The organism is Castellaniella hirudinis (assembly GCF_047468865.1).
In the GTDB taxonomy this organism is placed as follows: Bacteria; Pseudomonadota; Gammaproteobacteria; order Burkholderiales; family Burkholderiaceae_B; genus Castellaniella; species Castellaniella hirudinis_A.
Genome location: NZ_JBLGTV010000001.1, coordinates 164,445 through 189,539, shown reverse-complemented (window position 1 = coordinate 189,539; position 25,095 = coordinate 164,445). Strand labels below are relative to the sequence as shown.

Genomic DNA, 25,095 nt, shown 5'->3' with positions numbered 1-25,095 from the left:
AAGGCGCTTGCAAACGGAACGAATCAATCTGAAGCTGTTTTTTTAAGCCGACGCCTTTTCCGCCCGACGCGCCAGCAGGGTCAGAATGGTGAACAGCAGGATGGACAACCCCAGCAACAGGGTGGCGGCCGCCATGATCGTCGGGTTGATCTGATCCCGGATGCCGGAAAACATCTGCACCGGCAGGGTTCGCTGCTCGGCGGCCGTCATGAACAAGGCCACGACGACTTCGTCGAAGGAAATTGCGAAGGCGAAAATGGCCCCCGACAGCATGCCGGGGAAAATACTGGGGAGGGTCACGCGAAAGAATGTCGCCAGCGGCGGCGCCCCCAGACTGAGCGCCGCCCGGGTCAGATTGGTATCGTAGGTGGACAGCGTGGCCGTCACGGTAATCACCACAAAAGGCGTCGCCAAGGCCGTATGCGCCAGCACCAGGCCGGTGCGCGTGTTCGTCAGCCCGAACTGGCCGAAAAACAGATAGCTGCCGACGGCGACGATGACGACCGGGACGATCATGGGCGAAATCAGCAAGGCCATGACCAGGCGTCGCGCGGGAAATTCCGGGCGCGAAATACCCAGCGCCGCCAGGGTGCCCAGGGTGGTCGCCAACAGAGTCGTCAGCACGGCGGTGATCGCGCTGTTGACGATGGCGGTGATCCAGCGCGCGCTGCTGAAAAAATCCGCATACCAGCGCAATGAATATTCCTGCACCGGCAAGGTGAAGAAAGGATCTTTCGAGAACGACAGCGGCACGATGATGAAAATAGGCGCAATCAGAAAAAGCAGCACCACGACGGCGAAAATCACCACCACGGTGCGCTGCAGGCGCTCTAGCGGTGTTGCATAAGACGGCAGCCACATAAGCCTTACCCCAATTTGATCTTGTCGGCACCGCCGACCAAACGAAGAAACAGCAGGTAGATCGCCAGCGTCACCACCAGCAGCACCACGCCCAAGCCGGATGCCAGACCCCAGTTGAGATCGCGGTTGATGAAGTCGGCAATGAAATTGGACACCATCTGGTCGCGGGCCCCGCCCACCAGCGCGGGCGTAATGTAGTAGCCCAGGGACAGGATAAAGGTCATCAGGCAGCCGGCGACTACGCCGGGCAAGGTCTGCGGGGCATAGACACGCCAGAAGGCCGACAGGGGCGGCGCCCCCAAGGAACGCGCCGCCCGCAGCTGGGTCAGGGAAATCGAGCGCATCACGCTATAAATAGGCAAAATGGTAAAGGGCAGCTGGATATGCGTCATGGCGGCCACGGTGCCCACGCGGGTGAAAATCAACTGGACGCGTTCCGCAACCAGATGCAGAGACAGCAGCAAGTCGTTGATGACGCCGTTGGACTGCAGCAAAACCACCCAGGCCGTGGTGCGCACCAACAGGGACGTCCACAGGGGCAGCAGCACCATCAGCATCATGATGGCGGCAATCGTCTTGGGCGCGATGGTCAGCACATAGGCCACGGGATAGCCCAGGACCAGCGTGAATAGCGTCACCAGGGCCGCGATGTAGAAGGTTCGGGCGAGAATATCAACGAAGACGGCCTGGTCGTCGGCCACCCGTCCGACCGAAGCATCGGGGTTTTGCTGCAAGTCCAGCGCGCGCAGCAGGTAATACGGGGTATAGGCCGAGCCGTCGCGCTGGATGACAGCCCACACATCCCGCAACCCCCAATCGGTGCTGAGTCCCAGGAAAATCTCCTTGTACGGGCCGGCCGTTTTCTTTTCGACGACACGGGCCGCCGCCAGGACGCGGCTACGCATACCGGGGATTTCATAATTCAGCCGCTTGCCCAGCAAGGCCGCCGTGCTGTTTTCCTGGGCCACCTTGAGATCCGCCGCCAGCGCCGCGTAGACCGGTTCGTCCGGGGTGGGCACACCGTCCCAGTCCTGCAGCGCGACCAGCGTGCGCGGCAACACCCGGCTCACCTCCGGGTTGTCGACCGACGTCGCCAAGAGATAGAAGATGGGCGCAATGAACGCCACGGCCAGAAACGCCACAAGCGGCAAGGCCAACGAAAAGGCGGCGCGGCGCACCGGCCTTTCGGCCGCCCGAACCGCCTTCAGAACCTCGCCGGGCGCAGTCGCGGTAGTCGTCATGATGTCAGGCCTCCAGTAAACGGCAATCCGCCGCATGGCATGCCAGGGCCACGGTGTCTCCCGGCGCGAAGCGGCGCGCCTCGCGCACCGGAATCCGGGCCGTCAGCAACTGCCCGCCAAAGGCCTCGACAGACAAACGCAGGTGGTCGCCCAGGAAAAAAGCATCTCGCGCCGTGCCGGTGAAATGATTGGCATGGCGCATGGGCCGGTCGCCGGCGAGCACCAGGCTTTCGGGCCGGATGGACAGCGTCAAATCTCCGGCCAGGCGGTTGGTGCCTTCCCGCATGCCTTTCAGCACCGACCCGTCGGGCATGCGCACAGCCGTTTCGCCGTCCGCCTGGGACACCAGCGTGCACGGCAGCGTGTTGTTTTCTCCGATGAACGAGGCGACGAAACGGTTCGACGGCCGCGTATACAGGGTCTCCGGGTCGGCCAACTGCTGGATGCGCCCGTCATGGAACACCGCGATACGATCCGACATCGTCAGGGCCTCGGACTGGTCGTGGGTCACATACACCATGGTGATGCCCAACGAGACCTGAAGGTGCTTGATTTCGATCTGCATGTGTTCGCGCAACTGCTTGTCCAACGCCCCCAGGGGTTCGTCCATCAGCACCAGGGACGGCTCGAACACCAGAGCGCGCGCCAGGGCGACGCGCTGCTGCTGGCCGCCGGACAACTGGACGGGACGCCGGTCGCCGAAGGCGCCCAGGTTGACGCGCTCAAGCGCCCGGCGCACCCTGGCGGCGGCATCGGCCCCCTTGATCCCCCGATAACGCAGCGGAAACGCGACGTTTTCCGCCACCGTCATGTGCGGGAACAAGGCGTAATTCTGAAAGACAAAGCCGATATTGCGTTTCTCCGGGGGCAGCCGTTCGACAGGTTTTCCATCCAGCAGGATGCGCCCGAGCGTCGGGCGCTCGAAGCCGCCCAGCATCATCAGCGTCGTCGTCTTGCCCGAGCCCGAAGGCCCCAGCATGGTCAGGAACTCGCCCCGGCGCACCGCCAGGTTCAGCCCGGAGACCACAAAGCTCGCGCCATCATACGATTTCTTCACGTCCTGGAACTGCACCAGGAAATCGTCCGGGGCGCCGGGCGATCCGGCGGACGGGGTTTTTGCGATGGAATCCATGTTGAACAGCCTCCCTGCGGCCACCGTGTTATTGGGCAATCCACGTCGTGAAACGGCGGCGGATTTCATCCCCGTGATCGGCCCAGAAGCCATTGTCCAGCGTCAGGGCGCCGGTCATGTTGCGCGGGTTCGTCGGCAGGCGCGGCGCCACATCCCGCTGCACGAACCGGGCGGCCGATTTGCGCACCGGGCCGTAGGGAATGTATTCGGTCACCCGGGCCAGGTTCTGGGGCTCGATCGCGTACTGGATGAAGCGCAGCGCGCCCGCCTGATTTTTCGCCCCCTTGGGAATGACCCAGAAGTTGGAGTCCAGGATTTCACTGTCCCAAACGATTCTGAAATCCTTGCCCTCTTTGTTGGCGTTGTCGATCCGCCCATTCCAGGCCGTCGTCATGGCGACTTCGCCGGAGGCCAGCAACTGGGGCGCCTGCGCGCCGGCTTCCCACCACACGATATGCGGCTTGATGGTGTCCAGCTTGGCGAAAGCGCGATCCACCCCGGCGGGCGTGCCCAGCACGTTGTACACCTGGTCGGGCGCCACCCCATCGGCCATCAAGGCGAACTCCAGGTTGGTGGCGGGGTTCTTCCACAGCCCCCGTTTGCCGGGGAATTTCTGGATATCGAACAAATCCTGGATGGTCTGCGGGCCGTCTTTCAGCGCCGCGCCGTCGTAGGCCAGGATCGTCGCATACACAATCGTGCCGACGCCGCACTTGGAGGTCGTGCCCTCGATCCAGTCGTCCTGCGGGCCGATTTCATCCCAATTGATCTTCTCGAAGATGCCTTCGTCGCACCCCTGCAGCAAAGTAGGCGCATCGACATCGACGGCATTGAGCGTCACGTTGCCGGATTCGATCATCGCCTTGATCTTGGCGATTTCGCCGCCGTATTCCTGTTCGACCACCTTGATGCCGGTTTCCGCCGTATAGGGCTCGAAAACGCCTTTTCTCCAGGCCTGCTGATAGGCCCCTCCAAAGCTCATGATGGCCAGATCTTCCTGGGCCGCCACCGGGCCGGCGCCCAAAGCCGTCAGGGCCGTGAACGACAGGGCCAACGCACCACCCACCCACTTGATTTTCATTTTCATAGTCTCCGAACGTCAGTGAAAACAGCGCGTCATCCAGACGGGGATGTCCGTGGACGACGCCACATCAGGCCCGCGGGCCGCCAACGGCGGGGCGGGATACTGGCAACACAACGGATTGAATACAGAGAAACAGCATCCGGGCCGATCGGAACCGGATGGCCCAGTGCCCGGTTTGCTTGGTTCGCTCGCGTCTATTCCGAACGCGCCAAACAGGGCACTGGCGACCGGCCGTCAGGCGGCAGGGCGGCAAGCGATTGCTTTCAAGATAGGCATGTTTGTCTCCGAGGGCGGCAGTGAATTTACTTTTATGGTTTTCATTCTGGCGCAATCCACCGCGTGCCCGATAGTCAGAAACGACCTTTAATTACCTGCGAGCGACATGCGCCGGCATCAATCAAAAGCCGTCGCCAGCGCCGCCGAGATCCCCTGCACGCAGACGTCCAGGATCAGTTGGCCATGCGCCGCGGTCGCCCGCTTGGCCGAGGACAGGCAGCCCGACGGCGGCGTCCATTCCGGCTTGATGGGAAAGAAGTCATACGGCGGGAATTCCGCGGGCCGGTGATCCTGCACCAGGCTCATGTCCACCAGGTCGGGGTGCAGGTGCAGCATCAGCGCGGTTTCCAGCACCCCGCCGTGTTCGACCGCCCAGCCGGGGAAATCCCCCTGGTAGATTTCATCAATGGTCTGCTGGCCGATGAAATCCCAATACGACAGGATGATGCAGCGGAAATCATGGATGCCGTCCCAGCGCAGTTCGCGCAGCGCCAGGTCGACCCCTTCGGTGATGAACGCCGAATTCTCATAGTGGCCATTGACCAGCACGGCCTTGCGCACCCCGTGCCGGGCCAGCTCTTTCAGCACGTCGCGGATGATGCTGGTGACGGTCAGGCCATCCAGGCTGGTCGTCCCGGGCATGTGGTTGCCGCCACCGCTTTTCTGCTGCGACTTGTAGCCATAGGCGATGGCCGGGGCCACCAGACCGCCGATGCGCTCGGCGACCCGCTCGGCAATCGCGGTGGGCAGCAGGACATCGGGATTCATGCTCATGTGGGGGCCATGCTGTTCCAGCGCCCCCACGGGGATCAGGACGGGCGCCCCGGCCTCGACGCGTTGCGCATACACCGGCCAGGCCAGTTCGGCAATTCGGACTCGTTTCATCTTTTATCTCCTTAGATCAATCGGGTACGGCCCATCTTCAGGCCCAGGGTCATGAACAGATAACTGACCGCCGTGACGATAATCGCCGGGAAGGAGGCCGTCCACTCGGCGGCGGTGTCCGTCAAGGCATAGTGCAGCAGATAGAACACGCCCAGGCCCAGGCCCATGGCAATCCAGCCCGCGCCGTTCCAGTCGCCCAGCCGGCTTTTCGTCGATCCATCGGCATGCATCCCGGCAAACAGATCCTCGTCGCGCACCCGGCAGCGGCGGACGATAAAGTAATCCACCACGACCAGCGTCCACAAGGGAATGAAAATGCCGCCCACAATCCCCAGGAAGAACTCGAAATACTCGATGAATTTCCCGAAAGCCAGGGGCAGGAAGCACATGACGAACTGCAAAGCGGCGATGAACAGCAGGTAGCGCTTGGGCGAGGTGCTGCGGGTCGCGCCCACCAGGCCCATGCCGGCCCCGTACAGCACGGTCACATTCGTGCTGACCGTGGCGAAGAACACGACCAGGAAGGCGACGGTTCCCAGGCCGAGCGAAGCGATGGTGGAGCTCGGATCGGAGTTGTTCGGGTCGAACACCCCGGTTTCCAGCACCACGCCGATGACCCCGATGGCCCCGACGATCATGAACCATCCCTGCCCCAGGTTGACCCCCAGCCAGCTGCCCGCCGTGGCCGCCCCCGGGCCCTTGGCGAAGCGCGAGAAATCGCCGATCATGGCCCAGCCCCAGCAAAACCCGAACGCCAGGTCGAAATAAAAGGCGGGCGTGTGCTGGGCCTCCGGCAGGGTCAGGCTGGCGATCTTGGCGTAGTCCCAATGCTGCAGCACCACCCAGGTTTCCCAGATGCCCAGGACAACCAGCAAGACGACCGAGATCCATTCCAGGTACTTGATCGCCCGGTGGCCCACCACCACGATCACCCCTTGCACCACGGCCGTGACCAGGATGCCCAGGATCAAGGGGCCGGTGGAATCCGGCTGGCCATACGTGGCCCAGCCCCACATCTCGTGGAACACATAGGTCAGGGAAATGGCGGCAATGAAGGTGTTGATGCTGGGCCAGCCGATCATGCCGAAAAATTCGCCCACCCCGGCCCAGCGCGACCCTTGCACGCCCAGCACGGGCACCGTGCAGGTGACGGTGGATGCGCCGTGCTTCCAGGCGATCCAGCCGATCATGGCCCAGGGGATCATCATCAGAGGCAGGTAGATGAACGCGTACTGCCACACGAAGCTCATGCCGATGGCGGCCGCCATGCCGCCGAAGTACCACGACCCGGTATTGACCCCGGATCCGAACCAGGTCACGACCTGGTCGAAAAACCCGTATTCTCGTTTGTCATGCGGAATTCTGGCGGTGCCGTATTCCATGGTGTTGTCTCCTGGAGGGAATGCCGGCGATTTTCCGTTATGGTTCGGAAATGATCCGGCTGCGGTCAGAATAAGGATTATCTTAGAGACCGTTCGCCTCCAGGCTTTTTTCAGGAACGACGATTCATTGTCTGAAAACGAATCGGCGGCCCGGCCGGCCGTGTTTTATCGGCCGCGCGTCACTGGATCGCGCGCGTCACCCGATGCGTCAGGCCGGCCAGCAGTTCGTTGGCGATGGTGCTGCTGGCCCAGGCGACCTCGTCGACAGACGGGCCGCCCGCTCCCCACAAAACGACGGGATCGCCGATGACCGCCCGCGGCACGGGATCGAGATCGACCGACAGCATGTCCATCGACACCCGGCCGACCAGGCGCGTGCGCACCCCGGCGACCGTCACCGGCGTGCCGGTGATGGCGTGGCGCGGATAGCCATCGGCATAGCCGCAGGACACAATGCCCACCCGCATGTCGTGATCCGTGCGGTAGGCATGGCCATAGCCGATGGCCTCGCCGGCGGGCAGGACGTGCGTGCTGATGAGTTCGGCGCTCAGGGTCATCGCCGGACGCAGGCCCAGGGATTCGGCATCCCGGCCGACGTAGGGCGAAGCCCCGTACAGGCAGATGCCAGGGCGCACCCACTGGTCGTCGGCGTCCACCGCCGCCACCAGGCCGGCATCCATGACGGCGGCCGAGTTGCAGACGCTGACCGGGCCGGGCAGGCCCTGAACGATCCGATGGAAGCAATCCAGCTGGGTGCGCGTCACGGCCAGGTCGTCATCGGCGCGCGCGAAGTGCGTCATCTTGCCGACCATGCCCAGCTTGCCGGCGCGCTGCAGGGCCAGGGCGTCATCGAAGGCCCGGCGGTATTCGCCCGGCTGAAAGCCCAGGCGGTGCATGCCTGAATTCAACATGACATGCGCATCGACCCGCCCCGGCCCCGGCCACGCGGCCAGCATGGCCAACTGGGCCTGGCTGTGCACCACCGTCCCCACCCGATGCCGGGCCATCACGTCGAGGTCGGCCGGCTTGAAGAAGCCTTCCAGCAGGAGGATCGGCTTTTGCCAGCCCAGCTCGCGGCAGCGCACGGCCTCTTGGATGTCCAGCAGGGCCAGGCCGTCGGCGGCGGCGAACCCGCGCACGGCGGCATCCAGGCCGTGGCCATAGGCATTGGCCTTGATCACGGCCCAGGTGCGCGGCGGCACCCCGGACATTTCAGTCGCCATGCGGTGCGTGACGACGCGGAGGTTGTGCGCCAGCGCCTGGACATGGGTGGTGGCGAGAATCGGACGTGGCATGGTTTTCCCCCAATGGACTTCAGGCGGCGCCCGCCTCGCGGCGGCCGCGCTGCCGGAACGTGTCGCGGATGGATTCGGGCACCAGCGAGCCGCCCGTGCTCCAGACGACATGGGTGGCGTCCCCCATGGCGTCCCGCAGGCGATGGCGCCGCAGATAAGCCTGGCCCTGGGCCGAATCCAGCACCTGCAGCGGGCCGCGCAGGCCGGTGGCCGCCGAGGGTTCGACGTAAATGCCTTCGGCTTCTTCCAGGCGCCAGGCATCGGCGTAGAACAGGGATTCATCGGCCGTGAAGACCCCCGACAGCAGCGTGTGCATCAGCGGCGCCACCAGCGGCGAGGCCAGGCCCACCGCCAGGCCGTCGGCCTCGGTGCGGTTGTCCAGCCCGACATCGTAGACGGACACTGGTTTGTCCAGGCCGCAGGCCAACTGCACCAGCATGCAAGGCGCGGCGGTCGGCTCGACGAAGAAACCATGCACATGCGCGCCAAACAGACGCTTGAGGCCGTACAACACCCCGCCGGGCGCGCCGCCCACGCCGCAGGGCAGATAAACGAACAGGGGGTGCGCGGCATCCACGGGCCGGCCGGCGGCCTGCAACTGGGCGGCCAGTTCGCGGGCGGCGGCGGCATAGCCAAGAAACAAGGCTTCGGAATGCTCGTCATCGACGAAATGCATCATCGGGTCGGCATCGGCAATCGCCCGGCCCGCCGCGACGGCAGCGGCATAATCGCCCTGATGCTCGACCACGTCGATGCCGCGATCCCGCAGCCGCTGTTTTTTCCATTCTTTGGCGTCGGCCGACATATGAACCACCGCGCGCAGCCCCAGGCCGGCGCCGATCAGGCCGATGCCCAGGCCGAGGTTGCCCGTGCTGCCCACCGCCAGCGTATGGCGGCCCAGGATATCCCGCGCAGCGGGATCGGCCAGCACGCGCCGGTCGGTGTCGTCGCGCAGCAGGCCGGCGCGCGCGCCGATGTCTTCGGCCAGCGACAGGACTTCATGGAAGCCGCCCCGCGCCTTGACGGAGCCCGCCACCGGCAGGGCGTCGTCGCGCTTGAGCATCCAGACCCCGGATGCGGGCGGCGCCCCCAGGGCTTTTTGCAAACCGGGAATGGGCACCAACGGCGAAGCCAAATGCCCGGCGCTGGCGGTCAGCTCTGGAAAAACCTGCCGCAGCAACCCGGCGCAGCGGTCGAAACGGGCTTCGGCCACGGCGGGATCCCAGGCCAGTGCGCGGCCGTCCGCCTGTGCATCGTATGCCGGATTGACCCATAACAATGGCCGCTTTTCCAGCAGGCCGTCTGGCAGGCCCGGAAACCGCGACCGGATGTCTTGATTCATTCTGTGCTCCTTGTGTGCCACTGCATGCGCCGAACCATCGGGGAGGGGTTGGCCGGCTTCTCCCTCATAGGATGCCATGCCGGACGCCCATTTCGCCAGCGCCACCCCACCGCGGGTCAGGTCTTCGGCCCAGGCGCCGGCGGATCGCCACAAGCCGCAAAACAAAAAGGCACCCAGCCCGGGCCAGGCCGGGGTCGGGTGCCCAGGATCAAAGAAGAATCAGCCCTTGACGATATTGTGTTCCGGGCCATACGGGAACTTGGTGATGTTTTCCGCGCCCTCGGCCTGCACGACGAGGATGTCGTGCTCCCGATACCCGCCCGCGCCCGGCAAGCCTTCCGGCAGCATCAGCATCGGTTCCATGGACACCACCATATTGGGCTCCAGCACGGTATCGATGTCTTCGCGCAGTTCCAGCCCGGCCTCGCGGCCATAGTAGTGCGACAGCACGCCAAACGAGTGCCCGTACCCGAACGTGCGGTATTTCAGCACATCGTACTTGTGGTAGATCTCATTCAGTTCGGCGGCAATGTCGCAGCAGCGGGCGCCCGGGCGGATCAGCTTCTGGCCGGCCTCGTGCACTTCGACGTTGATTTCCCAGATCCGCAGGTGGGCGTCGGAACACTCCTCGGCAAACAGGGTGCGCTCCAGCGCGGTGTAGTAACCGGAAATCATGGGGAAGCAGTTCAGGCTGAGGATGTCGCCGCGCTCGATGCGGCGGGTCGTCACCGGGTTGTGCGCCCCATCGGTGTTCAGGCCCGACTGGAACCAGGTCCAGGTGTCCATCAGCTCGGAATCCGGGTAGGTGCGGGCGATTTCACGCACCATGGCCTGGGTGGAGGCCAGCGCGACTTCGTGTTCGGGCACGCCGACCGCAATCGCCTCGCGGCAGGCGGCCCCGCCGATGTCCGCCACCCGGGCGCCTTGCTTGATCAGGGCGATTTCCTCGTCGGACTTGATCATGCGCATCCGCATGCAGGCTTTGCCGATATCCACCAGCTCGGCGCCGGGCAGCGCGGCCCGCAGTTTTTCCAGATTCTCGGCGGTGACGTGATCCATTTCGACCCCGACGCGCTTCTTGCCTTTCAGCAGCGTCTGGACGGCATGGAAATAATTGTCCCGCTGCCAGTCCGTGTAGACGATGTTGTCGCCGAAGCTGCGGCGGCCGGGCTGGCCGGCGTCGATGTTGGCGCTGATGGTCGTGTGCTTGTCGTGCGTCAACGCCAGCCCATAGAAGCGGCCGAAATGGCAGAATAGAAAGTCGGCGTAATAGTTGATATTGTGATACGAGGTAAACAAGACCCCGTCGATCTCGTTGGCCGACATATAGGCGCGCACGGCATCCACGCGGCGCTGCATTTCGGCGGCCGAGAAGGTCGGTTTGGCATGCGGGCCATTGGGTATCTGCAGCAGACGTGTTTCGCGCATCTGTTGGGCAGCGGTAGCGGCATTGGAAAACTGCAAGTTACTCATGTCGATGTCTCCAGAAGGGGCTTCAATTGGATATCACTGCGCTATAGTCAGTGTTCGTGCATCCATCTTAGAGAGCGTGCGCATGCCGCTATTTGCCAAAAACGACCTCTAATTGCCTGAAAACGAAAATCCCCCACAAGGAGGATCGCCAGAAACCTCAACCACACTACCTGAAGCCCAGCGCTTCAGACGGAGACACCGCAGCATGAACACCCCCACCCCACCGTCCGCCGCCGTCCGGCGGACTCCGGGTACTTTGCACTACGGCTTTCTATTGGTGCCCGGATTCACCTTGATCGGGTTCTCATCGGCCGTCGAGCCCCTGCGCATGGCCAACCTGGCCAGCGACAGCGTGCTGTTCCACTGGAGCACCATCAGCCCGGACGGCGGGATGGTCACGTCCAGCAACGGCGTATCCATACAGCCCGACTGGGCGCTGGATCAGGCCCCCCCGCTGGACGCCGTATTCGTCTGCGGATCCAACCCCATCCCCGCCCGCATCCCGCCCTACTGCCTGAACTGGCTGCGCCGCCAGGATCACCTGGGCACCGCGCTGGGCGGGATCTGCACCGGCAGCTACTGGCTGGCCCGCGCCGGCCTGCTGAACGGCTACCGCTGTACCCTGCACTGGGAGGACACCGAGCGCCTGCTCACGGATTTTCCCGACATCATTGTCTCCAAGCACATCTACGAGATCGACCGCAACCGCTACACCTGCAGCGGCGGCATCGCGCCGGTGGACATGATGATCGCCCTGATCAACCAGCAGATCGGCAATCTGGAAATCGCCGCCAAAGTGTCCGAACTGATGATCTGCGAACGGATACGCTCGACCCAGGATCCGCAGCGCATCCCCTTGCGCCAGCAGTTGGGCACCAGCCAGCCCAAGCTGACCGAAGTCGTGATGCTGATGGAAAACAACCTGGAAGAACCCCTGACCAAAGAAGAACTGGCGCAATTCATCCATGTCTCGGTGCGCCAGCTCGAACGGCTGTTCCAGGAACACCTGAAATGCACCCCCAACGCCTACTACCTCGAACTGCGCCTGCTGCGCGCGCGCCAGCTGCTGCGCGGCACCGAGCAATCCATCATCGACATCGCCGCCGGCTGCGGCTTTGTCTCCGTCACCCATTTCACCCACCGCTATCGGGAATTCTTCGGCATCACACCGGGCCGCGAACGGCGCGCCGCCCTGCCCGTGAAAGCGCAGTCGCAGGCGGCCGTCCTCGACCAGTCCCTGCATTCCGACTGACCACACCGGCCAGGACATCCCCGTACTATGGCAAGAATATACAAGCCTAAACCGCCAGCCTCCCTAGAATGGTCGGTAGTCCAGCCCCATCGCCGCCCGCGCCCCCCGGGCGCGGCGCGCCCGGCTGCCACACAACCAGGGAGACACCATGTTTTCAGGAAATGAACAGATCCAGGGCTTCGACGACGAACTCTGGGCGGCCATCCAGGCCGAAGACCGGCGCCAGGAAGAACACATCGAACTGATCGCCTCGGAAAACTACACCAGTCCGCGCGTCATGCAGGCGCAGGGCACCAAACTGACCAACAAATACGCCGAAGGCTACCCCGGCAAGCGCTACTACGGCGGCTGCGAATACGTGGACATCGTCGAGCAGCTGGCCATCGACCGCACCTGCCAGCTGTTCGGCGCGGATTGGGCCAACGTCCAGCCGCACTCCGGCTCGCAGGCCAACGCCGCCGTCTACCTGGCCCTGCTGCAGCCGGGCGATACCCTGTTGGGGATGAGCCTGGCCCATGGCGGCCACTTGACGCACGGCGCCAAGGTCAGCTCGTCGGGCCGGCTCTACCACGCCGTCCAGTACGGCCTGGACGCCAATGACCGGATCGACTACGACGAAGTCGAACGGCTGGCGCTGGAACACAAGCCCAAAATGATCGTGGCGGGCTTCTCCGCCTATTCACAGATCCTGGATTTCCCGCGCTTTCGCCAGATCGCCGACCAGGTCGGGGCCTTGTTCATGGTGGACATGGCGCACTTTGCCGGGCTGGTCGCCGCCGGCCTGTACCCCAGCCCGGTGCCCCACGCCGACATCGTCACGACCACCACCCACAAGACCCTGCGCGGCCCGCGCGGCGGGCTGATCATGGGCCGGGCCAACGCCGATATCCAGAAAAAAATCCAGTCCGCCGTTTTCCCCGGCGCCCAGGGCGGGCCGCTGATGCACGTCATCGCCGCCAAGGCCGTGGCCCTGAAAGAAGCCATGCAGCCGGCATTCAAGGCCTACCAACAGCAGGTGCTGGACAACGCCCAGGCCATGGCGGAAGTCTTCGTCGCCCACGGGCTGCGCATTGTTTCCGGCGGCACGCACGACCACCTGTTCCTGGTGGATCTGTCCGCCAAGGGCATTACCGGCAAGGCCGCCGACGCGGCCCTGGGGGCGGCCCACATCACGGTCAATAAAAATGCCGTGCCCAACGACCCGCAGCCGCCGTTCGTCACCAGCGGCATCCGGGTGGGCTCGCCCGCCATCACCTCGCGCGGCTTCAAGGTGGAACAAGCCCGCCAGCTGGCCGGTTGGATGTGCGAAATCCTGGACGACCTGGACAACCAGGACACCATCGCCCGCATCCGCGCGCAGGTGGTCGCCCTGTGCCGCCAGTTTCCGGTATACCCCGCGCAACGGGAGACCGCCCCCGCATGAGTACCGCGCCGCCCGACACGATCAAGCAGCAGGGCCTGCTGTGTCTGGCGCTGTTCGCCGTCGCCTATACGGCCCAGACCGTGTCGCCGGTGATGCTGTTCTATACCATCGACCTGCACCTGTCCACCACGGATCTGACGCTGTTCTTCACGGTCTATGCCCTGGGCCTGATGATCGCGTTCCTGGCGGGCGGCCCGCAATCCGACCTGCGCGGCCGCCGGGCCATCGTCCTGCCGTCCGCGGGCCTGCTACTGCTGGCGGTGCTGGCGCTCCTGGGCGCGGCGGCCTGGGGCAAGCCGATGATCCTGGCCGCCCGCTTCATGCAGGGCGTGGCCAGCGGCGCCATTTTCACGGTGGGCACGGTGTGGCTGCGCGAAATGGCCGGGGCGGAAAACGCCGCGCGCGCGTCCATGCTGGCCAGCGGGGTCATGGCCCTGGGCTTCGCCCTGGGCCCTTTTGTGTCCGGCATCCTGGTGCAATGGCTGCCCCTGCCGGAGACCCTGACCTTCCTCATCGCCCTGGGGCTGGTGCTGGGCGCGCTGGCCATTTTCCATGCCTTGCCGGAAACCATGACCCAGCGCCGGGACAGCCGTATCCAGATCGGGCTGCCGCCGGGCACGGCCCGGGGGTTTTTCTGCTATCTGGTTCCCTGTGGCCTGCTGGTCTACACCTTTACCATGCTGTCGCTGATCGCTTTCCCCATCCAGTTGGGCAAAGCGGGGTTTGCGCAGATTTATTTCATCCTGGGCGTCAGCGCCCTGCTGGTTCAGGGCTTTGCCGCCGCCGCGACCTTCTGGGCGATGCGGCTGGGCCCGGCGCGGGCCGCCTGGATCGCCGGCCTGTGCGGCGCCGCCGGCTGCGCGCTGGGCTACCTGGCCGTGCAGCCCGGCGGCTGGCTGTGGGTGCTGCCCGCCTCCGCCGCCATCGGCCTGGCCAACGGGCTGTCCATGGCCTCGGGCGTGGCCGTGGCCGACAAACTGGCCCCCAGCCAGCATCGCGGGGCCTTGATCTCGATGTTCTACATCATGGTCTACATCGGCTATTCCAGCCCCACCATCCTGTCGCTGGCCTGGGGGCCGCGCACCATGGAACACGGCAGCACCATCGCGGCCCTGGGCGTATTCGCCGCCGCGACCGCCCTGCTGCTGGCCAGTGTGGGGCGCGCGGCCATCGCGGGGCGGCTGACGGCGCGCACCGCCCCGGCACAGGGCCTGGACGACTGAACCGAACCGGCCCGCGCCGGCCGCCAAGCCGGGCCGCCGGCCAACGCCAACGGCCGGGGCCGGCACGGGGCAACCGGCCAACCGAACCCGGATCAACGACGCACCCTGCCGCCCTGCCCACCCAGCGCGGCCCGGGACAAACGATCCAGCAGCAATGCCACCGCCACGATCGCCAGGCCGGCCCGCAGGCCCAGGCCCATTTCCATCCGCGTCAGCCCCCGGGTGACTTCCGCGCCCAGGCCGCCCGAACCGACCAGCCCGGCCAGGACGACCATGGCCAGCGACAACAGGATGCACTGGTTCAGGCCCACCAGCAGCGTGGGCATGGCGGCGGGCACTTCGATCTTGAACAGCACGGTGCGCGGCGGCGCGCCCAGCGCCTGGCCCAGTTCCAGCAAGTCCTTTGGAATCTGCTGGAACGCCAGCGTCGTCAGGCGCAGCATCGGCGGAATCCCGTAGACAATGGTGGCGATGATGGCGGGCACGTTGCCCAGGCTGAACAGAATCACGGCGGGGATCAGGTAGACCCAGGGCGGCACGGTCTGCATGATGTCCAGGACGGGGCGGATCGCGGCCTCCAGGCGCGGGCGCCGCGCCGCCAGAACCCCCAGCGGGAACGCGATGGCGACGGACAAAGCAACCGCCACCGAGACCAGGGTAATCGTCTGCATAGCCTCATCCCACAGCCCGACCCCCCAGCAAAAGCCCAACGCCAGCAAAGCCACCATGGCCGGACGGCGGCCCAGCCCGACAAAAGCCAGGCCGACCACCACCAGCATCAGCCCCCACGGGGGCGGCGCCAGCAGCAGCGCGGTCGCATTGTCCAGGACAAATTGAATCACGTCGCTGATCAGGGCAAACAGAGGGTGCCAGTGGGTATTCAGCCAATCCACCGCCGGCGTCAGAAAAGCGCCGGGAGAAAAAGGCGGCAAGGTCGGGTTCATGATTTTCTTCCTCCAGGGGCGGCCCGGTGGGCGCTTTGACTCAGCCGATCCAGGATCATGGTCAGGATGACAATGGCGATGGCGGCATCAATGGATTTGGCGATGTCCAGCTTGCGGATGGCGTCGTAAATCGTTTGCCCCAGGCCGCCGGAGCCCACGATGCCGGCGATGACCACCATGCCGAACGCCATCATCAGGCTTTGGTTGACGCCCGCCATGATGCTGGGAATGGCAAACGGCAGGCGAATCTTGACGAACATCTGCCAGCGGGTCATGCCGGTGGCGATACCCAGTTCGACATACTCGATGGGCGCCATCCGCATGCCCAGCATGGACAGCCGGAACGCGGGGGGAATCGCCACGACCAGGGTCGACGCCAGCGCGGTGGCGGGGCCATAGCCCAGCAGGGCGATCCCGGGCAGCAGGTAGATGTAGGGCGGCAGCGTCTGCAGCAAATCCAGCACAGGGGTGGACAGCCGCTCCAACACCCGGACATCGCTGCTCAGGATGCCCGCCGGAACGGCGACTGCCAGGGCCAGCAGGGTGGCGGCCATCACCAGGGCCAGCGTGCCGATGGTCTCCGGCCACAGCCCCATCCAGTCGCACACCGCCAATGCCACGGCGGCCAGGCCGCCGAACCGCAGGCCGACCAGCCGCCAACCCAACAGCCCCACCCCCACGGCCACCAGGTAGAACGGCGCCAGGCCCAGCGCCCACAGAATGGCGCCATACAAGCCGTCCAGACCGGCCTGAATCCAGGCGAACACCGGGCTGGGGCTGTCCGTCAAGCGGATCAGCGCCTCGTCCATCCAGTGGTCGAAAGCGGCAATCGAATCAATTTCTTTCATGAACGCGCTCCGTTGTGCGTCAGGCGACGGCACGCCCGGCATCCGGGGCGCCCTGGATGCCGTGCAACAGGTCGCGCGGGGTCACAATGCCGACCAGCCCTTCGTCTTCGACGATGGCCACCGCATCCACGGCACGCCCCCGTGTGGACAGCGCGATCAGCTCGGCGATCACCGCCCCGGCCGCCGCGCGCGGCAGATCCTCGACCCGGACATCCGGGTGGATGGCGTGAAACTCGCCGACCGGCCGCATGATGGATCTGGCCTTGACGAGATGCAGGCGGGAAATGCCGGCCACGAATTCCGCCACATAATCGTCCGCCGGATGGCGCACGATTTCCTCGGCGGTTCCGACCTGAACCAGGGCGCCATCTTTCATGATGGCGATCCGGTCGCCGATGCGGATGGCTTCGTCCAGGTCATGGGTAATGAAAACGGACGATTTGCCCAGCTGTTTGGTCAGCGCGCGGAATTCGTCCTGCAGTTGCCGCCGGATCAGCGGGTCGAGCGCGCTGAACGGCTCGTCCATCAAGATGATCTCGGGATCGGCGGTGATCGCGCGGGCCAGCCCGACCCGCTGCTGCATGCCGCCGGACAGTTCGCCGGGGTAATGGTCCCGCCAATCGGACAGCCCCACCTTGCCCAGGGCTTCAACCGCGGTGGCGTTGCGCTGCGCCTTCGGCACCCCCTGGACTTCCAGCCCGAAAGCGGTGTTCTCCAGGACGGTGCGATGCGGCAGCAAAGCGACGCTTTGAAACACCATGCCGATGTGGTGGGCGCGCATGGCGCGCAAGGCCGCCGCATCCAGGGTGGCCAAGTCCTTGCCCTTGACCAGGATTCGGCCCTGCGTGGGCGCGATCAGCCGGTTGAACAGGCGGATCAAGGTGGATTTCCCGCTGCCGGACAGCCCCATGATGCAGAAAATCTCGCCCCGCTTGACCTGCAGGCTGACGGCCGACACGCCGACCATGCAGGAAAATTCCCGCAGCACGTCCCGTTTGGACAAACCCTGCTCACGAATGGCCTTCATCGCCGCAGGGGCTTTTTCGCCGAAAACCTTCCAGACCGACTGACAGTCGACCAGAATTTCATCGGCCTGGTGATCCGGTGTCGTCATGACATCCTCCAGATGCGCGGAGGCCGCGCAGATCGGTTGTGGTTGCGCCCGGGCCGCGACACCGCGGCCCGGGCGCCCTGGCCATCAATACGGCTTCATGTTCTCCCAGCGCTTGACGCGATCGGCATTTTTTCCGATCCACGCCTCGCTGGCCTGCTGCACGGTCTGGCCATCATTCATCCCGTTGTTGATTTCCGCAATCGCGCTCAAGGGGACGTAGATCCCCGCCAGCGCTTCGCGCACTTCGGGATGCTCGGCCGCAAAACCTTTCTTGCCGATCCAATAGTAGGCTTGGGGGCCGGGAAAGACTTCCTGGGGATCTTTCAGGAATTTCATGTTGTATTTCATCATCATCCAGGTCGGATCCCACAGCGTGACAGCCACCCATTCCTTGCGATCCACGGCCGATTTCAAGGCCGCCGTCATCCCGGCGGTGCTGCCGGTGATCAGCTTGTATTTCAGGTCGTATGCCTTGACGGCATTATCCGCATCGCGCATCAGGCCGGAACCCGGCTCGATCCCGATGATCTTGCCGCCGAATTGATCGACATGGTCGTTCAGCTGCGTCATCGAGTCGATCGTCACATAATCCGGGACGGCAATCGCCTGGTACAGGCCGAACGACACCGGCGAGAGTTTTTCCAGCCGGCTCTTGTTGCGGTTCCAGTGATCCTGGGCCGCGTAGTTGATCTGCGACGCCATGATCTGCACATCGCCCTTCGCCAGGGCGGCATAGGCGATGCCCAGCTCGGAAAACTCCGTTACCTTGACGTCATAGCCGGCCTTTTCCAGCAGGTTTTTCGTGATGTACGTGATGGGGGTCAGGTCTTCCCACGACATCGTGCCCATGGCGATGGTGGCTTTGGCCGCGTGAGCGGACGACACCATCGCGCCGGCCAAGGTGGCGGCACACAGTATTTTCTTGAACAGTTTCATGCGTTGTCTCCTGGTATTGTCGCGCGGCGGGCGCGTTCGACCGCCGCAATGTCTGGGCCGCGCACCGGCGGCCCCGGGTTTGCGCCGCCGGGCAATCAGCCCTCCCGGCCTGCGCGTAATTGATGCCATCGAATCACGGCGTTGACGCCCAGCCAGGCCACCGGCCCAGGCGGCAGGCGCCCCGGCGGCGGCTGCCGTCGGAACTGCCGCAAGGGCTCGCTGTCCGTACCGGTGGCCAGTTCCGCCGCCATCATGCCGGCCAGGGTGCTCTTGACCGTGCCCAGCCCGTTTTCACAGCAGGCGGAATACAAGCCGGGCTCGACTTCTCCGAAAGCGGGGGCGTGGTTCGTGCTCAGGCACAGCGCCCCGGCCCAGCTGTATTCCAGGGGAATCCCCTTCAAGGCGGGGAAGCGCGCATCGAAGGACTGCCGCTGCCGCGCCGCAATGCGCGCCACCTGGGCCGCCGACACCCGGATATCGGGGTTATAGGTAAAGTGCGTCCGAATCACCAGGCGCGACTGGCCGTCCAGCGTGATCTTGCGCAGCGTGGCGCCCATCGGATCCGCCGGCAGCAAGGCCCAGCGATCCGCGCCGGGCGCCTGGGCAATCGCCGCCGTCATGGACGCGTAGGTATACACATGGATCAGGCGGTGCCGGAAATGGCCGAAGCTTTCGATATGCCCGTTGACCGCCAGGATGACCTTGGGCGCCTGGACGCTGCCGTGGTCGGACACGGCTTCCCATACCGCGCCAAGGCGGCGCAGGGCGCGCACGGGCGAACGCTCGAACAGGTCGATGCGGCCCGCCAGCCCCTGGGCGAGGCGCCGGATATAGTCGGCGGGCTGGATCATGGCCGCCCCCGGCATGTGCACGCCGCCCAGGTAATAATCCGTGCCCGTGATGTCGCGCATCTGGGCGGCGTCCAGGGCTTCGCTGGCCTCGCCGATCTGGCGCAGCGATTCAGCGAAGCCCTGGTTCAGCGCCATCCCCCGCTCGGTGGCGGCCACGTTGATCTTGCCCGCCGGATCGAACGTGGCGGCCGGCATGCGATATTCTTCCGCCGCCTGGGCGGCAAAAGCGATGGCCAGGCGGTTCTGGCGGATTTCCAATTGGCTGGACGCCGCGCCGCCGACGGAATAATTGCCCGACGCCAGATTATGGGGCACGTCGATCATGAACCCGGAATTCCGTCCCGATGCGCCCTCGGCGACCTCCAGGGCATCCAGGACGACAATCCGGTCATGCGGGCGCAGCTGGCGCAGGCGGCGCGCCGCCGACAGGCCGCCAAAACCCGCCCCGACGATCAGCCAGTCGGCCAACTGCCGGCCCGCCAGAACCTGCGCCCGAAACTGGCGCGGCGCGATGGCCGCCCAGCCCGACACCCCGGTCTCCACCGGCTGACGCACCTTGCCGGCCGAGCTCATTGCACACCTTCCAGACGCGGGTCGGACACGTCGATCCAGATGGTCTTCAGTTCGGTGTACTGGTCATGGGCCCAGATTGATTTGTCCCGCCCGCCGAAACCCGATTCCTTGTGGCCGCCGAACGGCGTGGTCACGTCCCCTTCGCCGAAGCAATTCACCGTGACGATGCCGGCGCGAATCGCCTGCGCCAGGCGCAGGGCATGGCGCAGGCTGCCGGTATGCACGGATGCCGCCAAGCCATAAGCGGTGTCGTTGGCCAGGGCGATGGCTTCGTCCAGTGTCTCGAAAGTCGTGACGGCCAGCACCGGCCCGAAGATTTCCTCGCGGAACAAGGCGCTGTCCGGGCCGACGTCGACCACCACGGTGGGTTCGACATAGATCGCCTCGCGCACGGCCCCGCCCTGGGTCACCGCCAGGGATTCCGCCCGGGCCTGGTCGAGAAAGCCTTGCACCTTCTGGACGTGCGCCGGGCTGACCAAGGCGCCCATGCGATTGTCCGGGTCCAACGGGTCGCCCATCTTCCACGTTGCCATGCAGGCATAGATGCGATCCAGCAGGGCCTGCTTGATGGAGGCATGGACAATCAGGCGCGAGGTGGCGGAGCAGTTTTCACCCATGTTCCAGAACGCGCCATTGACGACGTGCTCGGCCACCCGATCCAGATCCTCGGCATCGGCCAGAACCACGGCCGGGTTCTTGCCGCCGCATTCCAGCACGACGCGCTTCAGGTTGGAGTCCGCCGCATAGCGCAAAAACCGGCGTCCCGTGACGGTCGAGCCGGTAAAGCCGACCATGGCGATGTCCGGGTGCAGCCCGATGGGCGCGCCGGCGTCCTGGCCCGTGCCGGTCACGACATTGAAAACCCCGGGCGGCACGCCCGCCTGGCAGGCCAGCTCGGCCACGCGCAAAGTGGTCAGCGAGGTCTGTTCCGCCGGCTTGACCACCACCGAGCAGCCGGCCGCCAGCGCGGGACCGATTTTCCAGGCCAGCATCAGCAAAGGAAAATTCCAGGGCAGCACCAGCCCCACGACACCGATGGGCTCGCGCACCACCAGGGCCAGGGCGTCCTCGCCCACCGGGGCGGTATGGTCGTAGATTTTGTCGATCAGTTCCGCATGCCAGCGCAGCGTGCGCAGGGTTTCCGGCAGATCGACCTCATGGCACTCGCCCACGGGCTTGCCGCTGTCCAGGCTTTCCAACACGGCCAGCTCGTGCCAGTGCTGCGCCATCAGATCGGCCAGCGCCAGCAGGGTCGCCTTGCGCGCCGCCGGGGCGCGGCGACGCCAGCAGCCGTCATCGAACGTCCGCTTGGCGGCGGCGACCGCCCGATCCACGTCAGCCGCCTCGCAGGCCGCCACGTGGGCCAGGACAGCGCCCGTGGCCGGGTTGATGCTGGGGAAGGTGCGCCCGCCCGCCGCCGGCTGGTAGCGGCCGTCGATAAAGGCTTCGCCCCAGCATTCCAGGGTGGCGGCCAGCGCCGCGTATTCTTTGGCAGTCAGCAGTTCAGGCATGTCGGCCTCCGGTGACAATATCGGCAACCACGCGCCGCAGCTGGACGAGCAGCGCCTGAAAGCGGTCTTTTTCCTCGTCGTCCAGCGGCTGCAGCGGCGCGCGCGCCGGGCCGGCCGCCAGACCGGCCAGTTCGCAACCGTATTTGATCGACTGCACGAATTTGCCCGCATCCAGGAAATTCATGAAAGGCATCAGGGCCGCCATGATGGCGCGGCCCTTGGCGAAATCGTTTTCCAGGACGCAAGCCTGGTACAGCGCCACGTGCTCGCGCGCCAGAAAATTGGATCCGGCGCAGACCCAGCTGCGCGCGCCCCAGGCGAAGAACTCCAGCGCCTGGTCATCCCAGCCGCAGGACACTTCAAGGCGCGGATGCGCGTTGACCAGCACATGCAGCCGGCCGATGTCGCCGGAGCTTTCCTTGATGGCCCGGATGTTGCCCGAGCGCGCCACCAGGGCCAGGTATTCCGCGTCCATGGAGACCCCCATGCGGGCCGGGTAGTTGTAGAGCATGACGGGCAGGCCCGCGGCCTGGTCGATCGCCAGGGTGTGGCGGGCGTTTTCCGCGGCCAGCGGCAAGGCATAGGGCGGCGACCCCACCAGGATGGCATCGGCGCCGATTTCCTGGGCCGCCCGGGCGTACTCGACGGATTCCTCGGTGCGCGTGGCCCCCGTGCCAACGACCAGCGGCACCCGCCCGCCAATGACCTGCTTGGCGTAGGCGGCCAGATCGACGCGCTCCTGGGGCGTCTGGACATAGTATTCGCCGGTCGACCCGGCAATGACGATGCCGTGCACGCCGGCGGCGATCAGGGATTCCAGCAGCTCGGCGAATACCGGCTTGTTGATCCGGCCCGCCGCATCGAAAGGCGTTATGGCGGGGGTGTAGATACCATCAAACATCTGATTGCTCCTTTATCGACAGGATTTCCGCAGCGTCACGCGAATCCCGCGTGCCCAGCCCTGCGGGCGTGATGAACAGTTCCACGTTCTGGCGCGACAGTTCCCAGTGCGCAAAGGTGATCCGGGCGACGGCGTCCTCATCGCGGGCCTCGATGGCTTCGATGAACTGGTCGTGGTGCTGCACCGCCAGACGCTGGCGCTCGGACAGGCCGTCGCCATGCGGCTGGTAGAACGTCTGCCCGATCCGGGCGTGGTCGATCAGCAGGCGGTTCAAGCCTTCCTGCAGATAGATGTTCCCCGACATCTCTCCGATGATTTCGTGGAAGCGGTTGTTGTGCAGCACCGTGGCCGCGCCGTCGCCCGCCGCGCCGGCCCGCCGGAACGCCGCCTGGGTCTCCCGTAGCCGGGCCATCTGGGCCGGTTTGAAGTGATGCGCGGCCAGCCGGCCGGAGGCGGCGTAGATCATCGGGGCGGCCAGGAAGAAATGCCGCAAGGTGGCGTGGTTCATCGGCGCGACGCGCACGCCGCCGCGTGGACGGATGCAGACGTAGCCCTCGCCGTCCAGACGGCGAAAGACCTCGCGCACCGGCGTGCGCGACAGGCCGTAGCGCGCGCACAAGTCCAGTTCGTCCAGGTCTTCGTCCGGTTCCCGTTGCAAAGTGAGGATCTGGTGTTTCAGATCCTCGTAGAGCCGGATTTTGCCGGCCTTTGCCGACCCGGCCGGCGATTTTTCGGCCTTGGGCCGGAAAATGTTCATGGCTGTCTCATCCAAAGTATTCTTTGTGTATTTAATTTGTATTTTATTATAGTAAAAATTGGATTTCAGTCAAATACTTTTTGACGGCATATGGCCGAGGCAGCGAACCGGGGGGACGCAACGACGCCCGCGGCCGCCGGAGGCGGGCGGCGCGGAGAAAGCGGCAAATAGTGGCTAATAACGGCAGGACGATGCACGCGGCGGGCGCGGGCGATAACGGCGGATGAGGCGGATGAAACGGGCGGGCACTTGCCCCGGGCGGACGCGCCGAACAGCCCCGAAGGCACGCTTCGGACAATCCCGACGGCGCGCCTTGCCGGGCGTCAGCGGCGAACGCAATGGCGGCGAAAGCGATGGCGGCGGGCGGCCGGCCCGCACGGGCTCGCCGCCGCGCCAGACGGACGCGGACGAAGTCCGGCAGTGGCAGGTGGAAACAGGCGCGGGCGGAAAAGGCCCGGCCCGGCACAACGGCCGGGGGCTACAGGGCTTGCGGGGGTTCCGGCTTCAGCCCGGGCGGCATGATGAATAGCTCCATATGCTCCCGCGATAATTCCATATGCGCATAGGACAGGCGCACGACGGCTTCTTCGTCGCGCGCTTCCAGCGCCTCGATGAACTGGTCGTGGTGATCGACCGACAGGCGGCTGCGGTCGGCCATGTCCGCGTCATGCGGCTGGTAGAAGGTTCGGCCGATCCGCGCATGGTCGATCAGCAGGCGATTCAGGCAAGTCTGCAGATAGACGTTGCCGGACATTTCGCCCATGATTTCATGAAAACGGTTGTTTTCCAGAACCATCGCCAGGGCGTCATCGACCTGGCTGGCCTGGCGCATCCGGGCCTGCGCCGCTTTCAGGTCGGCCAGTTGGCGGACCGTGAAGTGCCGCACGGCCAGGCGGCCGACCGCCGCATAAATCATGGGGGCGACCAAGAAAAAATGCCGCAGCGTCGAATGGTTCATCGGCGACACGCGGGCCCCGCGATTTTCGCGGATGTCCACATAGCCTTCACCACTCAGACGGCGGAAGATTTCGCGCACCGGCGTGCGCGACAGGCCGTAGCGTTCGCACAACTCGACTTCATCCAGGTCTTCGTCCGGGCCCAGTTCCATGGTCAGGATCTGGCGCTTGAGGTCTTCGAATAATTGGGCTTTGGCGCTTTTTGCCGATTTCACCTGGGTCATGGGCGGTAGCCGGGCGGCGCCTGGACGGGTAGCGGCCAGGACACGCAACCGGAGAGGGTCAATGAATGTCAGGCGTCATTGTAAACCGGGCGGCGCCCCAGCTTGGCGCGCAGCCCGCCCAGCAGATCCCGCAGCACCGTGCGGGGGTGGAACACCGCCATGTCGATGGAATCCAGGGTGTTCTTGACCATCAGGCCCAGCTCGGTATCGCCTTCGATCACGAGCCGGCGGCTGAAGAACAAGGTGTCCGGGTCTTCGACCCGCTGCAGCAGGCGGTAGAAATCCAGGGCATCGGCGCGAATGGTGAGGTCGGGTTCCGCCGCCCCGTGGTGCGCGGCCCGGAACGCCTGCTGGCGCCAGGTGTAGTCGAAGCGCAGCTGCGCATCGGCCACGTGGATGCGCAGAGAGCGGCCTTCCAGCCTATCCAGGGTATCGGGATGCAGGTGGCGCGCCAGCATCAGGTTCAGCCCCGTGACGAACAGGACAGAGCCCGGATAGCGGGGCAAACGCCCCAGGGCCTGAGCCAGCGGCTGGGGGATGCGATAGACCGGCGAAGCGGGATTTTGCATGAGTGTCTCGGATAAAGAGTAAGGGCCAAGTCCGCCGAGGGC

Annotated in this window: 23 protein-coding genes; 4 read left to right on the top strand and 19 right to left on the bottom strand. The window is 65.2% G+C overall.

Annotation, left to right across the window (positions count from 1 at the left end; translation table 11 throughout):
- Window positions 1-42 precede the first annotated feature (42 nt).
- The 4 genes from ACMHYJ_RS00835 to ACMHYJ_RS00820 are packed head-to-tail and all read right to left on the bottom strand — an operon-like array spanning window position 43 to window position 4,315.
- On the bottom strand, window positions 43-861 hold the full coding sequence (locus tag ACMHYJ_RS00835) for an ABC transporter permease (RefSeq protein ID WP_414244301.1): 819 nt from the start codon (window positions 859-861) through the stop codon (window positions 43-45).
- A gap of 5 nt (window positions 862-866) precedes the next feature.
- Window positions 867-2,102, bottom strand: coding sequence for an ABC transporter permease (locus ACMHYJ_RS00830; RefSeq protein WP_414244300.1), 1,236 nt, complete (start codon window positions 2,100-2,102; stop codon window positions 867-869).
- 4 nt (window positions 2,103-2,106) lie between these two features.
- On the bottom strand, window positions 2,107-3,234 hold the full coding sequence (locus tag ACMHYJ_RS00825) for an ABC transporter ATP-binding protein (RefSeq protein WP_414244299.1): 1,128 nt from the start codon (window positions 3,232-3,234) through the stop codon (window positions 2,107-2,109).
- A 28-nt stretch (window positions 3,235-3,262) separates the two neighbouring features.
- Entirely contained in the window at window positions 3,263-4,315 is a 1,053-nt protein-coding gene (locus ACMHYJ_RS00820) for an ABC transporter substrate-binding protein (protein WP_414244298.1), read from the bottom strand.
- Between the two features lie 55 nt (window positions 4,316-4,370).
- Between ACMHYJ_RS00820 and ACMHYJ_RS00815 the strand changes: the two genes are divergently transcribed.
- Window positions 4,371-4,685 carry a hypothetical protein gene (locus ACMHYJ_RS00815; protein ID WP_414244297.1) on the top strand — a complete coding sequence of 105 codons (315 nt, stop codon included), beginning with the start codon at window positions 4,371-4,373 and terminating at the stop codon, window positions 4,683-4,685.
- Between the two features lie 26 nt (window positions 4,686-4,711).
- On the opposite strand, the gene ACMHYJ_RS00810 is transcribed toward ACMHYJ_RS00815, so the two are convergent.
- From ACMHYJ_RS00810 to ACMHYJ_RS00790, 5 genes are all read right to left on the bottom strand, one after another.
- Window positions 4,712-5,479 (bottom strand): creatininase, encoded by a 768-nt coding sequence (locus ACMHYJ_RS00810; RefSeq protein WP_414244296.1) that lies wholly within the window; start codon window positions 5,477-5,479, stop codon window positions 4,712-4,714.
- 11 nt (window positions 5,480-5,490) lie between these two features.
- Window positions 5,491-6,861: a purine-cytosine permease family protein gene (locus ACMHYJ_RS00805; RefSeq protein ID WP_414244295.1), complete on the bottom strand. Its 1,371-nt coding sequence runs from the start codon at window positions 6,859-6,861 to the stop codon at window positions 5,491-5,493.
- Window positions 6,862-7,040: 179 nt separating this feature from the next.
- Window positions 7,041-8,156 carry an alanine racemase gene (alr, locus tag ACMHYJ_RS00800; RefSeq protein ID WP_414244294.1) on the bottom strand — a complete coding sequence of 372 codons (1,116 nt, stop codon included), beginning with the start codon at window positions 8,154-8,156 and terminating at the stop codon, window positions 7,041-7,043.
- Between the two features lie 19 nt (window positions 8,157-8,175).
- Window positions 8,176-9,498: a D-serine ammonia-lyase gene (locus ACMHYJ_RS00795; protein ID WP_414244293.1), complete on the bottom strand. Its 1,323-nt coding sequence runs from the start codon at window positions 9,496-9,498 to the stop codon at window positions 8,176-8,178.
- Between the two features lie 219 nt (window positions 9,499-9,717).
- Window positions 9,718-10,926 carry a M24 family metallopeptidase gene (locus ACMHYJ_RS00790; protein WP_414244823.1) on the bottom strand — a complete coding sequence of 403 codons (1,209 nt, stop codon included), beginning with the start codon at window positions 10,924-10,926 and terminating at the stop codon, window positions 9,718-9,720.
- A 250-nt stretch (window positions 10,927-11,176) separates the two neighbouring features.
- On the opposite strand from ACMHYJ_RS00790, the gene ACMHYJ_RS00785 reads away from it, so the two are divergent.
- From ACMHYJ_RS00785 to ACMHYJ_RS00775, 3 genes are all read left to right on the top strand, one after another.
- A complete protein-coding gene (locus ACMHYJ_RS00785; protein WP_414244291.1) occupies window positions 11,177-12,223 on the top strand; it encodes a GlxA family transcriptional regulator in 1,047 nt (348 codons plus the stop codon).
- 148 nt (window positions 12,224-12,371) lie between these two features.
- Complete coding sequence (glyA, locus tag ACMHYJ_RS00780; protein WP_414244290.1) at window positions 12,372-13,646, top strand: serine hydroxymethyltransferase; 1,275 nt, start codon at window positions 12,372-12,374, stop codon at window positions 13,644-13,646.
- Window positions 13,643-14,869: an MFS transporter gene (locus tag ACMHYJ_RS00775; RefSeq protein WP_414244289.1), complete on the top strand. Its 1,227-nt coding sequence runs from the start codon at window positions 13,643-13,645 to the stop codon at window positions 14,867-14,869. Before glyA ends, ACMHYJ_RS00775 begins: the two co-directional genes overlap by 4 nt.
- Before the next feature lie 92 nt (window positions 14,870-14,961).
- Here the strand turns inward: ACMHYJ_RS00775 and ACMHYJ_RS00770 are convergent, their stop codons facing one another.
- From ACMHYJ_RS00770 to ubiT, 10 genes are all read right to left on the bottom strand, one after another.
- The gene (locus ACMHYJ_RS00770) at window positions 14,962-15,813 is read right to left on the bottom strand and encodes an ABC transporter permease (protein WP_414244288.1); all 852 of its coding nucleotides are present in this window, start codon (window positions 15,811-15,813) and stop codon (window positions 14,962-14,964) included.
- Window positions 15,810-16,661 (bottom strand): ABC transporter permease, encoded by an 852-nt coding sequence (locus ACMHYJ_RS00765; RefSeq protein WP_414244287.1) that lies wholly within the window; start codon window positions 16,659-16,661, stop codon window positions 15,810-15,812. The genes ACMHYJ_RS00770 and ACMHYJ_RS00765 overlap by 4 nt, the downstream gene beginning before the upstream one ends.
- Before the next feature lie 19 nt (window positions 16,662-16,680).
- Entirely contained in the window at window positions 16,681-17,775 is a 1,095-nt protein-coding gene (locus ACMHYJ_RS00760; RefSeq protein ID WP_414244286.1) for a quaternary amine ABC transporter ATP-binding protein, read from the bottom strand.
- 84 nt (window positions 17,776-17,859) lie between these two features.
- Window positions 17,860-18,711, bottom strand: coding sequence for a glycine betaine ABC transporter substrate-binding protein (locus ACMHYJ_RS00755; protein WP_414244285.1), 852 nt, complete (start codon window positions 18,709-18,711; stop codon window positions 17,860-17,862).
- Window positions 18,712-18,806: 95 nt separating this feature from the next.
- Window positions 18,807-20,135: an NAD(P)/FAD-dependent oxidoreductase gene (locus ACMHYJ_RS00750; RefSeq protein WP_414244284.1), complete on the bottom strand. Its 1,329-nt coding sequence runs from the start codon at window positions 20,133-20,135 to the stop codon at window positions 18,807-18,809.
- Window positions 20,132-21,646, bottom strand: a complete 1,515-nt coding sequence (locus ACMHYJ_RS00745) for an aldehyde dehydrogenase (RefSeq protein WP_414244283.1) — start codon at window positions 21,644-21,646, stop codon at window positions 20,132-20,134. Before ACMHYJ_RS00745 ends, ACMHYJ_RS00750 begins: the two co-directional genes overlap by 4 nt.
- Window positions 21,639-22,547 (bottom strand): dihydrodipicolinate synthase family protein, encoded by a 909-nt coding sequence (locus ACMHYJ_RS00740; RefSeq protein WP_414244282.1) that lies wholly within the window; start codon window positions 22,545-22,547, stop codon window positions 21,639-21,641. The genes ACMHYJ_RS00745 and ACMHYJ_RS00740 overlap by 8 nt, the downstream gene beginning before the upstream one ends.
- Window positions 22,540-23,304 carry a GntR family transcriptional regulator gene (locus tag ACMHYJ_RS00735; protein ID WP_414244281.1) on the bottom strand — a complete coding sequence of 255 codons (765 nt, stop codon included), beginning with the start codon at window positions 23,302-23,304 and terminating at the stop codon, window positions 22,540-22,542. Before ACMHYJ_RS00735 ends, ACMHYJ_RS00740 begins: the two co-directional genes overlap by 8 nt.
- 478 nt (window positions 23,305-23,782) lie before the next feature.
- Window positions 23,783-24,484, bottom strand: a complete 702-nt coding sequence (locus ACMHYJ_RS00730; RefSeq protein ID WP_414244280.1) for a GntR family transcriptional regulator — start codon at window positions 24,482-24,484, stop codon at window positions 23,783-23,785.
- 68 nt (window positions 24,485-24,552) lie between these two features.
- Window positions 24,553-25,053 (bottom strand): ubiquinone anaerobic biosynthesis accessory factor UbiT, encoded by a 501-nt coding sequence (ubiT, locus tag ACMHYJ_RS00725; RefSeq protein ID WP_414244279.1) that lies wholly within the window; start codon window positions 25,051-25,053, stop codon window positions 24,553-24,555.
- Between the last annotated feature and the right edge of the window lie 42 nt (window positions 25,054-25,095).

Coding starts and splice junctions, on each gene's coding strand:
- ACMHYJ_RS00770 (WP_414244288.1), bottom strand. CDS start 15,813: ATGAACCCGACCTTGCCGCCTTTTTCTCCCGGCGCTTTTCTGACGCCG.
- ACMHYJ_RS00775 (WP_414244289.1), top strand. CDS start 13,643: ATGAGTACCGCGCCGCCCGACACGATCAAGCAGCAGGGCCTGCTGTGT.
- ACMHYJ_RS00745 (WP_414244283.1), bottom strand. CDS start 21,646: ATGCCTGAACTGCTGACTGCCAAAGAATACGCGGCGCTGGCCGCCACC.
- ACMHYJ_RS00810 (WP_414244296.1), bottom strand. CDS start 5,479: ATGAAACGAGTCCGAATTGCCGAACTGGCCTGGCCGGTGTATGCGCAA.
- alr (WP_414244294.1), bottom strand. CDS start 8,156: ATGCCACGTCCGATTCTCGCCACCACCCATGTCCAGGCGCTGGCGCAC.
- ACMHYJ_RS00740 (WP_414244282.1), bottom strand. CDS start 22,547: ATGTTTGATGGTATCTACACCCCCGCCATAACGCCTTTCGATGCGGCG.
- ACMHYJ_RS00825 (WP_414244299.1), bottom strand. CDS start 3,234: ATGGATTCCATCGCAAAAACCCCGTCCGCCGGATCGCCCGGCGCCCCG.
- ACMHYJ_RS00730 (WP_414244280.1), bottom strand. CDS start 24,484: ATGACCCAGGTGAAATCGGCAAAAAGCGCCAAAGCCCAATTATTCGAA.
- ACMHYJ_RS00765 (WP_414244287.1), bottom strand. CDS start 16,661: ATGAAAGAAATTGATTCGATTGCCGCTTTCGACCACTGGATGGACGAG.
- ubiT (WP_414244279.1), bottom strand. CDS start 25,053: ATGCAAAATCCCGCTTCGCCGGTCTATCGCATCCCCCAGCCGCTGGCT.
- ACMHYJ_RS00830 (WP_414244300.1), bottom strand. CDS start 2,102: ATGACGACTACCGCGACTGCGCCCGGCGAGGTTCTGAAGGCGGTTCGG.
- ACMHYJ_RS00755 (WP_414244285.1), bottom strand. CDS start 18,711: ATGAAACTGTTCAAGAAAATACTGTGTGCCGCCACCTTGGCCGGCGCG.
- glyA (WP_414244290.1), top strand. CDS start 12,372: ATGTTTTCAGGAAATGAACAGATCCAGGGCTTCGACGACGAACTCTGG.
- ACMHYJ_RS00820 (WP_414244298.1), bottom strand. CDS start 4,315: ATGAAAATCAAGTGGGTGGGTGGTGCGTTGGCCCTGTCGTTCACGGCC.
- ACMHYJ_RS00750 (WP_414244284.1), bottom strand. CDS start 20,135: ATGAGCTCGGCCGGCAAGGTGCGTCAGCCGGTGGAGACCGGGGTGTCG.
- ACMHYJ_RS00735 (WP_414244281.1), bottom strand. CDS start 23,304: ATGAACATTTTCCGGCCCAAGGCCGAAAAATCGCCGGCCGGGTCGGCA.
- ACMHYJ_RS00760 (WP_414244286.1), bottom strand. CDS start 17,775: ATGACGACACCGGATCACCAGGCCGATGAAATTCTGGTCGACTGTCAG.
- ACMHYJ_RS00790 (WP_414244823.1), bottom strand. CDS start 10,926: ATGCGCGAAACACGTCTGCTGCAGATACCCAATGGCCCGCATGCCAAA.
- ACMHYJ_RS00835 (WP_414244301.1), bottom strand. CDS start 861: ATGTGGCTGCCGTCTTATGCAACACCGCTAGAGCGCCTGCAGCGCACC.
- ACMHYJ_RS00785 (WP_414244291.1), top strand. CDS start 11,177: ATGAACACCCCCACCCCACCGTCCGCCGCCGTCCGGCGGACTCCGGGT.
- ACMHYJ_RS00795 (WP_414244293.1), bottom strand. CDS start 9,498: ATGAATCAAGACATCCGGTCGCGGTTTCCGGGCCTGCCAGACGGCCTG.
- ACMHYJ_RS00805 (WP_414244295.1), bottom strand. CDS start 6,861: ATGGAATACGGCACCGCCAGAATTCCGCATGACAAACGAGAATACGGG.